The 17,610-nt window shown below is 39.4% G+C and carries 23 protein-coding genes and 1 riboswitch; of the genes, 7 read left to right on the top strand and 16 right to left on the bottom strand.

The genetic code is table 11. The features are described from left to right. The first annotated feature begins 155 nt into the window (after positions 1–155). Positions 156–530, top strand: coding sequence for a helix-turn-helix domain-containing protein (locus BW986_RS19335; protein WP_076369770.1), 375 nt, complete (start codon positions 156–158; stop codon positions 528–530). Positions 531–1,223: 693 nt separating this feature from the next. Here BW986_RS19335 and BW986_RS30305 read toward each other — a convergent pair. From BW986_RS30305 to BW986_RS19365, 7 genes are all read right to left on the bottom strand, one after another. Next, a complete protein-coding gene (locus BW986_RS30305) occupies positions 1,224–1,391 on the bottom strand; it encodes a hypothetical protein (protein ID WP_179086113.1) in 168 nt (55 codons plus the stop codon). A 289-nt stretch (positions 1,392–1,680) separates the two neighbouring features. Continuing rightward, the gene (gene mmuM / locus BW986_RS19340; protein WP_076369772.1) at positions 1,681–2,646 is read right to left on the bottom strand and encodes a homocysteine S-methyltransferase; all 966 of its coding nucleotides are present in this window, start codon (positions 2,644–2,646) and stop codon (positions 1,681–1,683) included. Next, on the bottom strand, positions 2,643–4,031 hold the full coding sequence (gene mmuP / locus BW986_RS19345; protein WP_142244686.1) for an S-methylmethionine permease: 1,389 nt from the start codon (positions 4,029–4,031) through the stop codon (positions 2,643–2,645). The genes mmuM and mmuP overlap by 4 nt, the downstream gene beginning before the upstream one ends. An 83-nt stretch (positions 4,032–4,114) precedes the next feature. After that, a riboswitch (SAM riboswitch) is annotated at positions 4,115–4,217 on the bottom strand. A 238-nt stretch (positions 4,218–4,455) separates the two neighbouring features. Then, positions 4,456–5,064, bottom strand: coding sequence for a flavin reductase family protein (locus BW986_RS19350; protein WP_076369774.1), 609 nt, complete (start codon positions 5,062–5,064; stop codon positions 4,456–4,458). Between the two features lie 18 nt (positions 5,065–5,082). Next, a complete protein-coding gene (locus BW986_RS19355; RefSeq protein WP_076369776.1) occupies positions 5,083–5,691 on the bottom strand; it encodes an alpha/beta hydrolase in 609 nt (202 codons plus the stop codon). Next, a complete protein-coding gene (locus BW986_RS19360) occupies positions 5,691–6,638 on the bottom strand; it encodes a ring-cleaving dioxygenase (RefSeq protein WP_076369778.1) in 948 nt (315 codons plus the stop codon). The genes BW986_RS19355 and BW986_RS19360 overlap by 1 nt, the downstream gene beginning before the upstream one ends. Positions 6,639–6,662: 24 nt before the next feature. Further along, positions 6,663–7,640 carry a ring-cleaving dioxygenase gene (locus BW986_RS19365; protein ID WP_076369780.1) on the bottom strand — a complete coding sequence of 326 codons (978 nt, stop codon included), beginning with the start codon at positions 7,638–7,640 and terminating at the stop codon, positions 6,663–6,665. Positions 7,641–7,882: 242 nt separating this feature from the next. Here BW986_RS19365 and BW986_RS19370 point away from each other — a divergent pair, with 242 nt between their 5' ends. Beyond that, positions 7,883–8,482: a nitroreductase family protein gene (locus tag BW986_RS19370; RefSeq protein WP_076369782.1), complete on the top strand. Its 600-nt coding sequence runs from the start codon at positions 7,883–7,885 to the stop codon at positions 8,480–8,482. 181 nt (positions 8,483–8,663) lie between these two features. Here the strand turns inward: BW986_RS19370 and BW986_RS19375 are convergent, their stop codons facing one another. From BW986_RS19375 to BW986_RS19385, 3 genes are read right to left on the bottom strand one after another with little or no spacing between them, the layout of a single operon-like run. After that, positions 8,664–9,716 carry an alpha/beta fold hydrolase gene (locus BW986_RS19375; protein WP_260320901.1) on the bottom strand — a complete coding sequence of 351 codons (1,053 nt, stop codon included), beginning with the start codon at positions 9,714–9,716 and terminating at the stop codon, positions 8,664–8,666. Beyond that, positions 9,709–10,209, bottom strand: coding sequence for a hypothetical protein (locus BW986_RS19380; protein ID WP_076369785.1), 501 nt, complete (start codon positions 10,207–10,209; stop codon positions 9,709–9,711). Before BW986_RS19380 ends, BW986_RS19375 begins: the two co-directional genes overlap by 8 nt. A 29-nt stretch (positions 10,210–10,238) precedes the next feature. Further along, on the bottom strand, positions 10,239–11,000 hold the full coding sequence (locus BW986_RS19385; RefSeq protein ID WP_076369962.1) for an SDR family oxidoreductase: 762 nt from the start codon (positions 10,998–11,000) through the stop codon (positions 10,239–10,241). Between the two features lie 302 nt (positions 11,001–11,302). On the opposite strand from BW986_RS19385, the gene BW986_RS19390 reads away from it, so the two are divergent. Further along, the gene (locus BW986_RS19390) at positions 11,303–11,752 is read left to right on the top strand and encodes an OsmC family protein (protein WP_076369787.1); all 450 of its coding nucleotides are present in this window, start codon (positions 11,303–11,305) and stop codon (positions 11,750–11,752) included. Between the two features lie 51 nt (positions 11,753–11,803). Here the strand turns inward: BW986_RS19390 and BW986_RS19395 are convergent, their stop codons facing one another. Further along, entirely contained in the window at positions 11,804–12,055 is a 252-nt protein-coding gene (locus tag BW986_RS19395; protein WP_076369789.1) for a YkuS family protein, read from the bottom strand. A 98-nt stretch (positions 12,056–12,153) separates the two neighbouring features. Here BW986_RS19395 and BW986_RS29730 point away from each other — a divergent pair, with 98 nt between their 5' ends. Next, positions 12,154–12,288: a YuzL family protein gene (locus BW986_RS29730; protein WP_098369432.1), complete on the top strand. Its 135-nt coding sequence runs from the start codon at positions 12,154–12,156 to the stop codon at positions 12,286–12,288. 119 nt (positions 12,289–12,407) lie between these two features. Here BW986_RS29730 and BW986_RS30310 read toward each other — a convergent pair whose 3' ends face one another. After that, positions 12,408–12,572, bottom strand: a complete 165-nt coding sequence (locus BW986_RS30310; RefSeq protein ID WP_179086114.1) for a hypothetical protein — start codon at positions 12,570–12,572, stop codon at positions 12,408–12,410. Positions 12,573–12,667: 95 nt separating this feature from the next. Here BW986_RS30310 and BW986_RS19400 point away from each other — a divergent pair, with 95 nt between their 5' ends. Beyond that, on the top strand, positions 12,668–12,859 hold the full coding sequence (locus BW986_RS19400; RefSeq protein ID WP_076369791.1) for a hypothetical protein: 192 nt from the start codon (positions 12,668–12,670) through the stop codon (positions 12,857–12,859). A gap of 169 nt (positions 12,860–13,028) precedes the next feature. On the opposite strand, the gene BW986_RS19405 is transcribed toward BW986_RS19400, so the two are convergent. The 3 genes from BW986_RS19405 to BW986_RS19415 all read right to left on the bottom strand — a co-directional run bounded on the left by BW986_RS19405 (position 13,029) and on the right by BW986_RS19415 (position 15,690). Continuing rightward, positions 13,029–13,967 (bottom strand): magnesium transporter CorA family protein, encoded by a 939-nt coding sequence (locus BW986_RS19405; protein WP_076369793.1) that lies wholly within the window; start codon positions 13,965–13,967, stop codon positions 13,029–13,031. Positions 13,968–14,276: 309 nt separating this feature from the next. After that, positions 14,277–14,549, bottom strand: a complete 273-nt coding sequence (locus BW986_RS19410) for a hypothetical protein (protein WP_076369795.1) — start codon at positions 14,547–14,549, stop codon at positions 14,277–14,279. A gap of 61 nt (positions 14,550–14,610) precedes the next feature. Then, positions 14,611–15,690 (bottom strand): nitric oxide synthase oxygenase, encoded by a 1,080-nt coding sequence (locus tag BW986_RS19415; protein ID WP_076369964.1) that lies wholly within the window; start codon positions 15,688–15,690, stop codon positions 14,611–14,613. A gap of 245 nt (positions 15,691–15,935) precedes the next feature. On the opposite strand from BW986_RS19415, the gene BW986_RS19420 reads away from it, so the two are divergent. Together BW986_RS19420 and BW986_RS19425 are read left to right on the top strand one after the other, a co-directional pair. Further along, a complete protein-coding gene (locus BW986_RS19420; RefSeq protein WP_048678030.1) occupies positions 15,936–16,259 on the top strand; it encodes a catDE operon transcriptional regulator CatR in 324 nt (107 codons plus the stop codon). Between the two features lie 128 nt (positions 16,260–16,387). Further along, positions 16,388–17,305 (top strand): NAD(P)/FAD-dependent oxidoreductase, encoded by a 918-nt coding sequence (locus BW986_RS19425; protein ID WP_076369797.1) that lies wholly within the window; start codon positions 16,388–16,390, stop codon positions 17,303–17,305. Between the two features lie 92 nt (positions 17,306–17,397). Here BW986_RS19425 and BW986_RS29735 read toward each other — a convergent pair whose 3' ends face one another. After that, complete coding sequence (locus BW986_RS29735; protein WP_142244687.1) at positions 17,398–17,544, bottom strand: lmo0937 family membrane protein; 147 nt, start codon at positions 17,542–17,544, stop codon at positions 17,398–17,400. Between the last annotated feature and the right edge of the window lie 66 nt (positions 17,545–17,610).

Here is a 17,610-nt window from a genome sequence, read left to right on the forward strand (position 1 = left end):
GAAAAATGTTTTCGCTATAAATGTACATGTTACGCGTACACCACATGTTATTATAGTCATGTTCCAGAGTGAAATCAAGCTCAAATCATTCATTACGCGTACTCTCATTCCAATTTGATGTTATAATGGATTTATATAAAAGGAGAGTTATAAGAATGATTGTAAATAGATTAACTACATTAAGGAAGGCCAAAAGGTGGTCTTTGCAATATACCGCTGACAGACTCGGAATCGCCAAGAGTACCTATGCAGGTTACGAATCGGGCCATCGCCGCCCTTCGTTAGAAACGATTAATTTATTAGCAGGCTTATATGATACATCCACTGATTACATTCTAGGTCGAGTGGATTATCCATCTAAAGATATTACCACAGAGTCACCACGAGTCATGGAATTAACGGATTCGCCAAATATGAAGCTGGCTGTCGATGGAATCTCTCTTTCTGAAGAGGAAACGATTCAATTCATCGCTTTTATTAGAGCTAAACGAGAAGTGGAAATATATCGCGATAAACAAAATGAAACATAGCAGACATTGGGCATAAGACTTGGTATATTGGAATGACCGCACTTCATCATCAGGTTCTTATAATATTCACGATGTAACTGGCATTTATTTAAAACTGTAAAATTCCATGGCTTTAACCAGTTAGGATAAGTCGGTTATGCTTAATCATCAAGTTCGCCCTTTGAAGCTACCCATAATTATTTCTGGATGACAAGAGAATAGGCAGATAAAACTTACTTACTGGTCTTATTAGCTTTTGGAATTCTAATAGTGCCCCGAGTTTAGAAAATTAAGTTTTATTAATTATAATAGAAGAAAGTAGACTAATTAAATGTCATCCATCATCATTATTCTGTTATCTTCTTTAACACTTCCTTTTCCATCAAGGGAAAAGGAGTAAATTCCGCTGTTTTTTCTATCCACCAACTATGCTTATTTAAGTTTAATACCCGACTTTCCCTCTTGATTTATTTGTAATGAAAGAAAAACCATAGCAAAGCTCATGGTTTTCCCCCGTTTATAAATGGACACTGCTGTCATATATTTAAAGCTAAAAACGAACTGAATATTGGAAGCTTCATGAAAATGTAAGATATATCGTTTAATTCAAGTGCTTCTCTTTTCGGAAAGCGAAATTATAAAATCCTTAAAAGCATCGAAAATTGCTCAATATCTTGGTTAATCTGTCTCATTCGAAATACTGTTTCCAATAAATCAAGGCATCTCGTCTTCTTTTTCCCGATTTTTGAAAGCTTCATGGGTGACAATATCCTCGATTTGTTCATATTGCCGGCTGTGTTCCTTCTCTTCGCTAATTCTATTATTGGGTAGATTTCCTGGATGCCCTTTTTCTTTGTGATTAAAGCTTTTACCACGACTCATACTCATTCTCTCCTTTTTAATCATTATTTGTTTAGTTTCCCCAAGCACACAAAAAATATGATTTAATTTCTCTTTTTCCTGTTTTTGCAGCAGGTTTGGATTCACCTGTAATTTTCAGCCGAAATTCATTGTAAAAATAAGAGATATGTGTCAATCCGGGATGTTCCTTCACACCCGATCTAGTGCAAAAAAAGAACAGGAATCGTCAAATTAAGACACTTCCTGTTCTTTTTATTAGGGTTTATTCACTACTTACATACCTTATAACAGTTTATTAACAGTAAAAGGGTTAGGAGGATACCACCACGGAAGGTCGCCACTTTCTTGAAATGTTTGCAATATGATGCGGTTCCGTTCTGCAACATCCTCCAATTAAACGTGCCCCTGCATGGTGCCATTCTTCAGATTTCAGGTCGAACCTGGTACATGATTCTTCACCATGCCAGGTTTTAGTTTCCGGATTATATGTTTCACCAGAATTCGGATAAACTATAATTGGTTTATGCGTGTTTGAACGCAACACCTGTATGGCTTCCGTGATACCTGATATGGGCGCACAGTTGATGCCGATTGCAGCAATTTGCTCACTGTCCCCAAACAATCTGGTACACTCCTCAAGCAATGTACCGTCACTAATCGCTTTTTCATTTTTCAATGAAAAGGATAGCCAAGCATAGACTTCTGGATAATCTTTCAATATTGTATGTAATACTTTTGCTTCTTGCAGAGAAGGAATCGTTTCAAATGCTAAAATGTCAGCACCGGCTTCAATCAAAGCTGATATTCGCGAGCGATGAAATGCAGTTAAAGTTTCATCGGAAACACCATAGTTTCCTACATACTCTGAACCATCTGCAAGGTAAGCCCCATAAGGTCCAACTGATGCAGCAACCAATGGCTTAGGTCTAATCGCTTGATATTCTTCTTCCTTCCAAAATTCATCTCTTGCTTTCCTTGCGAGTAAAACCGTTTTCCGGATTAGTTCCAAAGCCTCTTTCTCTTGTATTCCGCGGAGGGCGAAACCTTCAACTGTTGCTTGGTAGCTTGCCGTTATCGCACAATCAGCACCAGCCCGAAAGTAGTCAGAGTGAACTTGATAAATCACTTCTGGATTTTCAAGTAATACACGTGCAGACCACAGGGGATCGTCCAAATCGCACCCATGCCTTTCAAGCTCTGTAGCTAGAGCCCCGTCCAAAATCATGACTGAATGATCTCGTAATATTGCGTCAATTGGGCTAATTTTTTTATTCATGTTCTACTCCTCTTTTTCTTTATAGTTTGTGTCAGATAATAACTTCCATAGCAAAATAAAATAAAAGGAATGCCACAATATAGTGCAATTCGTTGTGTAGGATCAAATGCAATTCCTATGCAAGAAGCAAGACATAGCATAAAAGAAACGATTGGTATGAGTGGATATAATGGTGTATGAAAAGCCAAATCATTTACTGAATTTCCTTCTTTTATAAATCGTCTGCGAAATAGAAACTGTGACGCGCTAATACTCATCCAAACTACTACCACGGCTAATCCAGAAATGGATACAAGCACTATATATACAGTATCCGGTGCAATAATACTCGAGAAAAGGGCTAAACCACCTCCCAACATACTGCAAAGGACTGCATTTATCGGAACACCCCGTTTTGACAATTTTGCAAAAATGGGTGATATAGTTTTCTTATCTGCAAGTGACCAAAGCATTCTGGATGATGCATATAATCCAGAATTTGCAGCAGACAAAATGGCAGTTAATATAACAAAGTTCATAATATCCGCTGCATACGGCACTCCAATTCGTTCGAGAACTGCAACAAAGGGGCTCTCTAGTACGCTTGCATCCGAAATAGGCAATAATGCGGATAATACAACAATGGTCCCTACAAAAAAGATGATCAATCTCCATAATGTCATACGGATTGCCTTTGGTATCGTTTTTTCTGGATTCACTGTTTCTCCAGCTGCAATTCCGATTAATTCAGTTCCAGAAAACGCGAAATTCACCGCGAGCATTGTCATTAGAATAGCAAAAGCACCATTCGGAAATAAACCTGCACTTGTAAAATTGGAAAATAACGGGGCTGATTGTGAATGAATTATTGGAATAAAACCTATCATTGCCGCAGCTCCCAGAATAATAAATATAACAATAGCAAATACCTTTATAGACGCAAACCAGAATTCGGATTCAGAGAAAAACTTAACGGTCCACGCATTTAAAGCCAAGACCAATATGGCAAATAGTGCACTCCATATCCAGACATTAATGGATGGAAACCATCGCTGCATTAACAATCCTGCAGCCGTAAATTCCGAACCTAGTGCAACAGTCCAGGTTAGCCAATACAACCAGGCTACTGTATATCCTGTCCCTGGTCCGATGTATTTAGCTGCGTAGCTATGAAACGCACCTGTCTCGGGCATTTGCACTGCCAGTTCACCTAGACATAGCATGACTAGATAAACCACTAAGGCTCCAATCAGATACGAAAGGATGGTGCCGAATGGGCCAGCCTGTTGAATCGTATAACCCGAACTTAAGAATAAACCAGTTCCAATCACCCCGCCAAGCGATAGCATTATTATATGCCGTGCTTGCATTTGCCTTTGAAAATCATGCTTCTTTTTGTTCTCCATTCTTACTCTCCTTAATCTTGGATCCAGAAAAAACGAAAACGCACTCTAAAAAAGAGTGCGTTACTGACAAATAAACACGTACGGTCTTATCTATCAAGGTTTCACCCCCTGGAATTAGCACAGTGCCATTGTAGACCTGTTGCTGAGGTTTCATAGGGCCAGTCCCTCCACCTCTCTGGATAAGAAATTATTTTTTTATAACTTTATCAATCTATGAAAAAATTGTCAAGTTTTGTTTCGGATTGTAAAGACTTCCTTTTAAATTCTAACGATCATGGCGCCTATGGCATTCATATCAAATGGTTGCTCGTTTTTAAACAGTCGCTTACAGCATTAAAATTGCAGATGAAGCTAACCGGGATAATTTTGATCAAAAAAATGGCGCCATCTTAAAAAGATGACGCCATTTTTACTTTCTTTTCACTTAAGGACGTTCTATTTCAAATAATTCCCCTAGTTTTGTATAAGTATGACCCGCTAATCTTGCTACAGGTTTTAGCCCATTCTGGTCAATTCGGCCATTATGGTAAATATCTTGCTCTATATGATAGCAGACTATTTTCCCTATCAATAAATCACATCCAGGTTTATTCTGGGAACCTGCCAATGGTATCGCATGCTCTAATGTACATTCAAAGCGTACCTTCGCTTCTTGCAATCCTGGTACTGATACCTTATCACTAGCAGCCAGCGTGAAATGGGTAAGACCCAATTCACTTTCGTCAGATGGGAGTTCCTTGGCCGTTCGATTTGCATCAGCTACATTATTTTCATCAGTGATATGAACAACGAATTCACCTTTTTGAATTGCATTTCGGGCTGTGTCCTTTGAAACTCCTTCTTTCCGTTGAACAGAAATGGAAATCATCGGAGGGTTTGAACTGACTATGTTAAAAAAGCTGAATGGCGCTATATTGATTGTACCGGTGTCGGATTGTGTCGTAACCAGGGCTATAGGTCTCGGTATAATGCTTCCAGTCAAAAACTTGTAATTTTCCCGTTCAGTCAGACTTTCGGGATTAACAGAAATCATCTTCATTCCCTCTCATTCTTATAAAAAGTTCTTCTGAAACCATGAACCTGCTGCCTCAACCTCTGCACGTGTTAACTGATGACCGTAATTTTCCCAGTGAACATCCACTTTAGCACCAGCTTGCAGTAAAAGATGATTAAGTTCATCAGTTTCTTCTGCCGGGCAAATCGGATCGTTTTTACCTGCAGCAATAAATACAGGTATATCCGAAAGGGATGGCAAAGTAATCCCTCGTCTAGGCACCATTGGATGATGTAGGATCGCTCCTTGTAATGCCCCTTCGAAATGGAACAGCAAACTTGCCGCTATATTTGCACCATTGGAATAACCTAATGATACCACTCTGTCACGGTCGAAGTCATATTTTTGGGACGCTGATTCCAAGAAGTCATAAAGCTCTTTCGTACGGAAAATCAAGTCTTCTTCATCAAAAACCCCTTCGGATAACCGGCGGAAAAAACGAGGCATTCCGTTTTCAAGTACATTTCCCCGTACGCTTAATACGGATGAACCCGGGGAAACCATTTCCGCTAATGGCAAGAGATCTGTTTCCGTTCCTCCAGTGCCATGTAAAAGCAAAAGTAACGGAGCTTCTGGATTACTTCCTTTTTGAAAAATATGCTTCATCATTTATCCTCCTCTAGTACTCTCGGCACTGCCGGCAGTAACGTTTTCTCCATGATTCCCCTTTTTTCTTCCAGCCATGGCGGCAGCATTAATTTACTGCCCATCGTTTCCTTCGTTTCATCATGAGCGAAGCCAGGTGGATCTGTGGCCACTTCAAAAAGTATGCCTCCATCTTCCCTGAAATAAATGGCATCGAAGTATTGACGGTCTGTAAAGGGTGTCACACCATAGTCATGGTTGGCGATATGCTCCCTCCATTCTTTATGATCTTCATTATCGATTGCTCGCCATGCAAGATGATGGACAGTTCCCACTCCGATTTTCCCATTTGGCAAAACCGTTTTTTTAACATCTATCAAATTTCCGATGTCCGATGTGGATTTGAAGCGGATGTAATCGCCCTCTTCCCCAATCTTTTGCAGGCCCATCACATTCTCTAATAGTTCCATCGTTTTGATCGGTTTTGACGTCAATAATACGGCACCGCCGAATCCCTTGATAGCCTTATCAGCTGGTACACCGCCGAATGACCACTCGCTATTTTTTCCTTCTTTACGCTCAACCAGTTCAAGTTGCAAACCATGTGGGTCTTGAAATTCCAGATATTCCTCGCCGAAACGTGAAACCTTTTCAAAATCTATGTTAAATTTATCTAAACGCATTTCCCAGAAACCCATTGATCCTTCCGGAACCGCATATGTTGTAACACCCACTTGTCCTGAGCCAATTCTCCCTTTGTATGCCCCTGGCCAAGGAAAGAAAGTGATGATAGTGCCCGGAGAACCTGATTCATCTCCGAAATACAAATGATAGGTGCCTGGATCATCAAAATTAACGGTTTTCTTCACCATACGCAGTCCCAATACTCCAGCATAAAAATCCACGTTCTCTTGAGGATTGCCTACAATTGCGGTTATATGATGTATTCCTGCATTTTGCTTTTGCATGCCGATTACTTCCTTTCCCGTTGATTAATTTGTTGGTTTTGTATTCAGTGGTTTTAAATTCGCTTCAATATCCTTTCTTTTCGATTCTAAAAATGGTGGCAGGGCAAGGTTCTCACCTAGGTGCTGCTCTGCTTCATCCACTGCAAAACCAGGTCCATCAGTAGCTAATTCAAATAAGATGCCATTCGGCTCCCTAAAATAGAGTGAATGAAAATAAAAGCGGTCCACATATCCCGAGTTCACGAATTTCGATTCACTAATTTTCTCTATCCATTTTCTCAGTTCCCCTTCATTATCCACCCGGAAGGCAACATGGTGTACTCCACCCCTCCCCAACCTTTCCCGAGGTATGTCATTCCTTTCTTCAATATGGAGTTCGGCTCCTGTTCCTCCCTCACCTGTCTCGTAAACGACTATCGGATTTTGCCCCCTAATTGAGGATGGGTATGTGCCTGATTTCCTGAACCCCAATACCTTGGTAAGAACGCTTTCAGTTTGTATAATATTGGGTACAGTAAGTTTTACTGGTCCTAATCCAAGGATTGAAAACTCTTGCGGTACCGGGCTTCCATCCCACGGTAATCCTCCTTGAACCCCGTTATTATCCTGATCGGAAACCAGAAGAAGCCTCTGCCCTTCAGGATCTTTAAAAGATAGCACATTCCTTTCAAAACGGCTCGATATTTCATCATGCTCAACATTGAATTCAACAAACCTTTTTTTCCAATATCCTAGTGCATCATCATCTCTCACCCTTAAGGAAATTTCTGAAATACTATTGTTCCCCTCATGTGTGCGGGCAGCATTGGGAATTTCAAAAAATGTCAATTCCGTACCCGGTGAACCAATTTGATCTCCATAAAATAAGTGATACACACGAACATCATCTTGATTCACCGTTTTTTTAATTAATCGCATCCCTAAGACTTTCGTGTAGAATTCAAAATTATTTCCCGCTTTAGCTGTAATCGCAGAAACATGATGCAATCCTTTTAATTCCATCCGTACCACTCCTATCTTTATAAATCTCCCCTTACGGAGAAGAATTAATCCGTAAATAATATCTCGAATTCAAAGTATTTAACCTTCACAATACTTTTAATGCAAATATCTTGATTTAAAGATAAACGACAGTGATAAAATTGTCAACCATTTTCAATCAAATAATTTCGCCAGTATTCACTTAACATAAAAAATTAAAATCAGGTCAAAATAAATCGGTATAAAGAATGGAGGTGTGATATATGGGTAAAGATTTTTTTAGCGCAATTGAAGATAGACGCTCTTATTATTCCCTTAGCAAGGAACGTGTTGTTCCTAATAAAAGGATTAAAGAAGTTATCGATCATGCCGTTCAATATTCCCCTTCCGCTTTCAACTCCCAAAGTGCAAGAGTGATTGTTTTAACTGGCCAAAGCCACGACCAATTATGGGCTATCACGAAAAAAACATTAAGAAAAGCAATCGGTGACAAAGATTTTGAAAAAACTGAAGAAAAAATGAATTCATTTATAAATGGTTATGGTACGGTTTTATTCTTTGAAGACCAGGCCATTATAGATAGGCTTCAAGAACAATTCAACACGTATGCCGAAAACTTTCCGATTTGGTCGAACCAATCGTCTGCCATTTTACAATTTGTCGTATGGACTTCCTTGGAAATTGAAGGGTTTGGGGCAAGTCTTCAGCATTATAATCCTTTAATCGATGACGAAGTGAGAAAGACATGGGATATATCACGCGATTGGAAACTCATCGCACAGATGCCCTTTGGAAAACCCACTGCAGAGCCTGGCGATAAAGACTTCTCACCACTTGAAGAACGTGTGAAATATTATCATTGAAACAATAGGGGCTGTCTCTACATAACGAGCCAGCCCTTTCAGTTATTTCATTTAATAATCCGGAAATACTGCAAAAAATTTTGAAAATATCAATGATGCAAAGCCTATATATTCTACAACCGGCATGATTTTGATATCCTCAATGGCGTTCAACATGTACATTTCAAATCCCCCTTGTAACCTATTGAATTGGTGAAGAGCGCCCTGGTAGCCATTCCTTCAAATAATATGGGAGTTCACCGGAATATTGTTTAGCAGCATGTCCACTTTTCAGTAGGCTATATGTCTTATCCTTACATCTTAAATGCTTCATTATCGGATAAATCATCTCCTGCGGGACCAATCGATCATACTCACTCGCGCATACCAAAACACTAGCATCAATTTTCGATAGCTTCGCTTTTTTCCCCCTTACCTTAAAACCCCCATTAACCAAGCTATTTTTTATCAAAAGGTCTTTGGTTATTTGTTTTGCGGCTGCTCCGGATAATGGTATATGCCCATTAGCCCAAGCATTGAAGCGGCGCCAATTTTGAACGTATTCATCATCATCCGCTTGATTCAATAAAGATAAATAGGGTGATATATAGATAGGAGATGTAATTAACCTGATTCCATATTTAACTGCACTGGCTGGGATCGTTTGATAAATATCAATCGTATCGTTAAAATCCGCGGTACCTTCCTTTAACGCTTCCTGCCATTGATCAAAAAATTCCGAGGCACTGAAATCAACCGGTGTAACGGAGAGGATCAAGTTCTTGATTGGCTCGTCTGCAATGGCAGCATATATTGCGGCTATTGTCCCGCCGAGGCAAAACCCCATAACTGTAATTTCTGATGCTCCAGAGTGGCGTAATGCACGCTGTACTCCTTTTTGAATATAATCGACGATATAATCTTCGATCGATATTTCACCATCTTCAAAGCCCGGACTTCCAAAATCAAGCAAATACACATCAAAACCTTCATTTACAAAAGATTCAATTAAACTATTCCCGGGGGACAAATCAAGAATCAAAGGAGTATTGATGAGTGAATATATAAGAAAAACCGGCACATCATATTTTTTTTGTGCTGATGGATAATGCCAAAGCGTTGATTTGTTTTTTTTCCACACCGCTATTTTCGGTGTCAGTCCCATTTCAGGCATTGGCTGATTGGGAATATCCATAAAATGTTTCCATTTAGATATGGATTCGGATTGGTTTTTCGGCACTTTCCGCTTAGACATTTGAATTTCCCTGTCCAAGTGAATCTACCTCAGGTAACTGCGAGCTTAACAATAAAGAGTTATTTATAAAATCCGATACTCTTTTTTTACGCGCTTCGATTTCATTGGATTCCCAACTTGACTTCTTTTTCTTACTGCGCGATGAAGCATTGCGTTTATTACTAGCTGAAGAATTACCTCTGACGAGCACGCCCCTATCCTCGACAAGTGTTGAAACCAACTCTTCTAAACTATCAATTTTTTCTTCGAGCTGGATGACCAGTTTCGCTACACTCGCTACATCTTTTTTTGTTGGGTAATTCATGATGATGGACATTCTTTCTGAGGCTTCCTGCATTCTATTTATTCTTGGAATCTGCAATCGGGCATTGTCGCTTACTGCTTCTATTAACTCACGATTATTTAGCAAATCCTGAATTTTACCATTAAGCTGTTGCTCTTTTTGTGCGCCTAGTAATTTAAGCCCTTTAAAAAAATTTGATTTTCCCGCCATATTTCTTCCTTCCTTCCTTTTTCCTCCGTTTACACTAATGCCGAAATTCCACCGTCAATGATCAAAACATGACCAACCATATAGTCAGAAGCCTGTGAGGCTAAAAATACGGCGGCACCCCTTAAATCATCTTCATCGCCAAACCTGCCAGCCGGAGTTTTGCCTAATATGTCATAGTTAGACTTTTCAAGAATTTTCTTTGTGATTTTAGTCGGGAAAAATCCAGGTGCAATTGCATTGACTTGGATCCCATATCTAGCAAGTTTAACTCCTAAATCCTTAGTCATTGTAATGATGGCACCCTTACTGGTGTTATAAGCTATCGTATCCAATAGCTCAGGAAACGTCCCGCCAAGACCTGTCACCGATGCAATATTTATGATTTTCCCGGAATTTTGCTGTTTCATGACCTTCGCTACAGCCTGTGAAAACAGGAATGTACCTGTAACGTTAACATTCAATACTTTTTCCCACTTATCCTTGGGAAGATCCAAAAGCGGACCTGACCAGGACGTACCGCTGTTATTGACAAGAATATCAATCGTGCCGAATTGAGCAAGCGTTTCCTTGACGACATGGTCAATGGCACTCTCATCCGTGATATCACATTCAAAGGCAATGGCATTAACACCCATCGATTGCAAGTCTTCACATGCCTCCTTACATAGAGGAAAATTTCGTGAAGCAATGACGATATTTGCACCAGCCTCCCCCAACGCCATGGCGATCTGTTTGCCCAGCCCTCTGCCGCCGCCGGTGATTATAGCCGTTTTATTAGTCAAATCGAACATTTTACTCAATGTAGTCAACTTTTCAGCCCTTCCTTAATGAAGAATTATTTATATAAAACCGTCTATATCATTATAGAAAAGCCTATCCAATATTGTGCTTAAAATAGCCTAATGCCTCTGCCTTTTGTTTAAATCAACATGTATCCTTTATATCAATGAGGAATGCTTCGGTCAGCTGGCGGAATTTCGGCCTATTGGAAACTTTATTCGTCCGATTACTGAATAATTAGACTGAGTGAGCAAAATCGGATACTTAACCTGTTAAATCGTTTACACTATAGAACAGTAAGGAGGTTAAAAAAATGACGATACATCACTTTCATTTAACCGCCGAATGGCCCGGCGGCAGAAATGATATCGGTACAATTCATTCAGGGAATCTTCAAACACAGATAAGTATTCCTACTGGAATGGAGGGACCAGGGATCGGCACTAATCCCGATGAAATGCTTCTTGGGGCGGCATCGACCTGCTATATCATTACCTTTGCTGCAATGTTAGAGCGAGCCCATATAGAAAAAGCAAGGTTGTCCATGCAATCGGAAGCGTTAGTGGATGTTACGAATGGTGTATTCACCTATAAGAAAATCATTCATTGCCCTGAACTTGTATTGGTACCGGGCACTTCTGAAAAAGTGGTTGAAAAAGCGAGGAAACTTGCTGAAAAAGCTGAAACTTCATGTATGATTTCTAAAGCGATCAAAGGTAATGTAGCAGTGGAATTGAATGCGACAATTTCCATAGCTCAGTAACCTTGAACTGAAAAAGTGCCTAACCCTATATCGGTTTAGGCACTTTTTGAACTATTGAATCATGTTCACTTTATTTTCAACCTCGCGGCACACTTCATCAGCCGTTAAACCATTTGCCTCAATGATGGACGCTTTCAATGAAGTATCGCTTATACCCATCATATTACTTTCCAAACCTGTTACCACACAACAATCCACGTTTTTTGCGTCAGCTTCATGTTTAATCTCCACAACATCAAAACCTTTTTCACGAAGTGCTTCCTGAATATTCGTTAATGATTCTTCAACACCGATTTTTGACATCAACACACACCTCCTCTACCCTCTAACCTGTCCTTTTCACCTTCAATATATGTATAGGATGTGAAGGAAATAGGGAAAGTAATATCGAGGTGATAAACATGAATGGGAAAAACAAGAAAGATGCTTCACAAACTCGTTTAGGTTCTTCTCAGATAGAGGGGCAAGGTACCACTACGAAAGAAACCGGGGCCTTCACTCAACCTTCTTCACTTAAAAAGCAAAAACGTTCCTGATAAAAGAGAATACTAAATCAACCATGGAACTCCGACTTCATGATACGCAAAAAAACGCTTGGTTTAACCGCCAAGCGTTTTCCTCTGCATGTACCTGTCTTCACTTTACAATCAGGTTCTTATATATTTTGTTTTCTGATTTCCCTTTGAATTTTTAGATCATTCAATCGATCTCCATCAATTGTTTTTGAATCCATTTTTGCTTTATCGGCTCCACCAGGGTTTAAATCACTTTCCCTTAAATTATTATTGGGCGCTGCTTGCTCGTTCCATTTGCTCATCATGATCTCCTCCTCAGTCTTTTATCCTTCCCAAACCTAAGAATTTTCATGAATACACCCCATCATTTATTGCAAAGATAGGAATGGAGGTGGTTTTATTGGAACCAAACAAACCCGGCAATAAGAATGTACCGGATTTTAAAGAGTTGAACGACCGTATCATCAGAGAGGCATCACAGAGTCCCCGTTTAGTGATAAAAACAAATTTGGATACAAAGAATGTAAAGGATGAGAACCCTTATGCCGATCGGATAAACAGTGAAGGATTTTCTGATTTTTTTGAGGAATAAAACAAACCACTTTGTAAAATTTGGACGTTGATTGGAACGAAGGGCACTCGCTTTTGGCGGGCTGTCCGAGTGCCTCGGCGCTTTTGCGCCTGCGGGGTTTCCCCTGGACGCGCTTTTCCCGCATCCCTTTTGTCTACAAAATGAAACCGGCTTTATAAGCCGGTTAATTTTAAAAATATTTTTTCTTCCAAAAAATGAATGCCGTCGTCCCAGCCAATATGATGGCAATTAATAATGTAAAAATGAAAGCAAACGGATTATGTTCAAATGGCAGTTCCACATTCATTCCGTAAAAACTTGCCACCATCGTCGGAAGAGTTAAAATAATGGTCACTGAGGTTAGAAACTTCATGGCATTGTTGACATTATTGGAAATGATCGAAGCGAATGCATCCATCATACCGCTAAGAATGGAAAGATACACTTCTGCCATTTCGATTGCCTGAGCATTTTCGATGATTACATCCTCAAGCAATTCTTTATCTTCTTCATACATTTTCAAATAATTAAAACGGAGGATCTTATCAAGTACTACGCGATTGGATTTCAATGATGTCGTAAAATAAACCAGGCTTTTTTCCAAAGCAAGGAAAGTGTATAATTCTTTATTTTTCATGGACTGATGCAATTCACGTTCGGCTTCATTAGTCATCTTGTTAATCTGTTTCAGGTAACGTAAGTAATAGGATGAAATCTCAAATAATAATTGTAAAGCAAACCTTGTTTTCTTATTGGTGAAAAACCCTTTGATTTTATTGTTTTTGAAATTCGCCAATATCGGCGTTTCTTTCAAAGACACTGTAATGAAACAGTCTTTGGTAAAGATCATACCTATGGGGATCGTTTCAAAGATCGGTAAGTCGGCCTCGTCCCTGGTCAAATATGGGAAATCGACAATAATTAAAACATTATCATCCTCTTTTTCGATTCGTGGCCTTTCCTCATCGTCCAGTGGATCTTTCATGAAATTGATCGGTAATTGCAAAGTCGTACATATATAATCTATTTCAGCTTCTGTGGGCGCGACAATGTTCACCCATGAACCTTTTGTCATTTCCTCGATATTGTTTAGGTGACGGTTTTCATCCGTCTTGTAGATTTCAATCATTTCTTGACCTCCTCTTCTATAGAGAAAGCCTTATTTACCTTCTTCGAGCAGATACTCAGGGAGAATAACAGTCTCGACTTCTAGCATCATAGTGGCTTCCTCTTTCTTTCTGGGTTCAGGATCATAAGAACTGCTGCTCACTCGTATCCACTTCCTTTCGATTCTTTTATCTTAATCCTTATTCATTTAAAGCACAATAAAGAATTTAATACCATGAATCCATGCACAGAATTCGCAATTATCTGATTTTTTTCATTTGAAAAATATAATAAAAAAACGCTTGGGTATCCCCAAGCGAGTCTGTTTGCATTATCCATGCTTCGCATTATTATAATAGTGAACACCATACATGGCGCCTTCATCTACCATTTTATTATCGTCATGATCATATGGATCAGGGTGACCTGCCTTTTCAATTACGGGATCCAGCTCGGAAGCCTTCCTGTTCCAAAAGCCTACTGTTTTTGCTTTTGCATTGGACCATATGTCCTTCACTTTTCCTCTATTCGTTTTATTCGATAAAAATGAGACTCCGGCAACTCCGACTCCTATTAATACTACGTTTTTTCCTAATGCCATCATTACCTTCCCCCTTATTTATTGACTTGCTATATCTATACCCCACGTCAGTTGATTTAAACCTTTATTTATATGGAGGAATTTGATAAAAGAAATTAGGTTTCTTTATTTCATTGTTATATGGCTGATGAAAAACGTGTGTCGTCGCTGGAGACACCGGTGGAATTAACCAGGTCCAGTCCCCTGTTACTTTCCGGTCACAAGAGGCTTCTTTTTCTTCGAATTTCTTGAATTGTTTAGCTGCTGTATGGTGATCCACAATGCTGACTCCGTGTTTTTTATACGAATGAAGGACTGCTTCATTCAGTTCGATAAGGGCTCTATCTTTCCATAAATTCGAATCACGCTTAATATCCAAGCCCATTCTCTCCCCGATTGCCGGCAGCATATTGTAGCGTTCTTCATCCGCGAGGTTCCTGGCACCGATTTCCGTTCCCATGTACCACCCATTAAATGGTGCAGCTGAATAAGTAATACCACCAATTTCCAATCTCATACCTGAAATGATCGGAACTGCATACCATTTGATTTGAAGATCTTTGAACCATTTTAGCTTAGGGTGGGTGATTTGAACTTCTTTAATGAGGCTTTCAGGTATATCATGAAAACTAGGGGGTTTTCCGTCCAATTGGACTACAAGGGGTAAAATATCGAAAGGTCCGATTTTCCCTTCCCATCCTAATGACATACATTGCTTGGTGAATTCGATTGAACTTGAATCACCGATTACGCCATGTTCAGTCTCATATCCTGCATATCGAATGAGCTGATGATTCCAAATATCCACTTTTCGATCATGATCTTTCTGTTTGAAAATGGTAATCACAGGTCTGATGCTCCCATTATTCGTAGCATATTCGATATGCTCAAAGAGAGCCGATACTATTCCTTCTTCGCTTTGAACCATCCTTTTATCAATCACCCTCAGCGATTCCCAAAAAAAGCGTCCAATGCAACGATTGCTATTACGCCAAGCTAATTTAGCACCGTATACCAGTTCTTCATATGTATGTTCATATCTGCCTGTTTCATTTATTTCCTTGTTAATTTGTTCGATCCTGCCATTTATGTCCTCTTCCGTTTTCAATAATTCCGGATAACTTGTCCTGATAAAGGATACGGCCTCTTGCAGTAAATCATTCATCTTTCCCACGGATCCTTCCATTTGCAAAACTTTGACTTCAATATTAAAATAACATATTTTTCATGGCATCCCTAAAGAACACTATTGTTTAAAAGTGCATTTTTTTAAAATGTGGCAATTCCGAGGCGGAATACTTTTCATGATACTTAAAGTAAGCTCATAAATTTCATATACTAAATAATTATCGGTAAAGTTGTTACATATAAGGTAAATGGATTATAATATATTAATAATGAGGTGATATGATGAATAATACGACACTTTGTCCACGATTTGAAAAAGGAATGCAAATCTTGAGTAAACGCTGGACTGGATTGATTGTCAATCAATTACTTAATGGCCCTCAACGGTTTTGTAATATTGAATCTGCATTCCCGATAAGCGGCAGGATTCTTTCTGAACGTTTAAAGGACTTGGAAATTGAAGGTATCGTTAAAAGGGACGTTTATCCAGAAACACCGGTCAGGATTGAATATTCTTTAACTGAAAAAGGCAAGGCTCTTGCACCGGTAATGAACGAAATTCAAAATTGGGCACAAGAATGGCTCGAACCAATACAGAATCAATGACATAGGAATTAAGAAGGGAGGAAGGTCTGCGGACCTCCTCCTTTTTTGTTTAAGTGCCAGTGCCTAGTGGTATATTTTTTACAGATAGAATAACACTAGGTTTATTCCAAATTTATGGGCGGTGAATTATGAAACAGGCAGATTGCATTATTATTGGTGGTGGTATTGCCGGTATTCAGGCAGCCATACAGCTCGGAAGATATAAACATGATATTATCGTCATTGATTCTAATCAAGGCCGATCTTCCATTGCCAAGGCTTACCATAACATCCTTGGATGGCCTGATGGGGTAAGCGGCAAACAATTAAGGACACTTGGCAAACAGCACGCTGAAAAATTCGGTGTCGAATTCTTGGATGATACAGTGAAATCCCTTGAAAAAAAGCAGGACAAGTTTTTTATCCAAACAAAAAATGACAGGAAATATCAAGCCAAAATGGTTTTTCTGGGTACTGGCATTACCGATAACATTCCTCCAATCAGAAACATCTATCCAACTCTTGGGACATCCACATATATATGCCCTGATTGTGACGGGTATGAGATCATGGATAAGCAAACCGTTGTCATAGGAGGCGGAAATACAGGCGCGGGCATGGCGCTTACTCTATTATATTGGTCAAAAGATATCATTTACGTAAATCATTTGAAAACAAAAATTGATGATGAGTATAGGGAAAAATTAAAGGAAAACCAGATTCCCGTAATCGAAGAGGAAGTTTTTGAAGTCCATGTTGATGCCAAACAGCAGTTGACAGCCATACAATTAGTATCAGGTAAATTAATCGAAGCTGAAAAGGCATTCACGGCATTTAAGGGTAACAAACTTAATAATGAGCTGGCCTTACAATTGGGTGTGCAAGTAAATGAAAACAATCATGTGGTGATTCATCCACGGACTAAAGAAACGAATATTAAAGGAGTCTGGGCGGGCGGCGACCTCGTTGCCCATTCCGAACAAGTCACCATTTCGATGGGGGATGGTACCCAAGCAGCGATATGGATTCATAAGAGGCTGTTGGGCCAGCCACTTCCTTATGATTGACAACCTGATGGAAGATTAAAAGGCGACCTGTCAACCAGGCCGCCTTTTATATTGGTATATATAAAGTTTTCCACGTTAGCCTTCTAACACATCTATGTTCGATTCCTCCCCTTAAAAACTTTAACCAAAATGAGAATGACCGCGATGATAAGCAAGATATGTATAAATCCTGCAGCCACTTTAAAGACTAAACCAAGAACCCATAATAAGATGATTACACCAATAATTGTCCAAATCATGATTAAGCCCCCTTTCTTCCCTTCTTTAGATGATTTTTTATTAATAAGAACCTACAACGAAATTTT

Origin of the sequence: Peribacillus simplex (assembly GCF_900156045.1) — a bacterium.
Classification (GTDB): Bacteria; Bacillota; Bacilli; order Bacillales; family DSM-1321; genus Peribacillus; species Peribacillus simplex_D.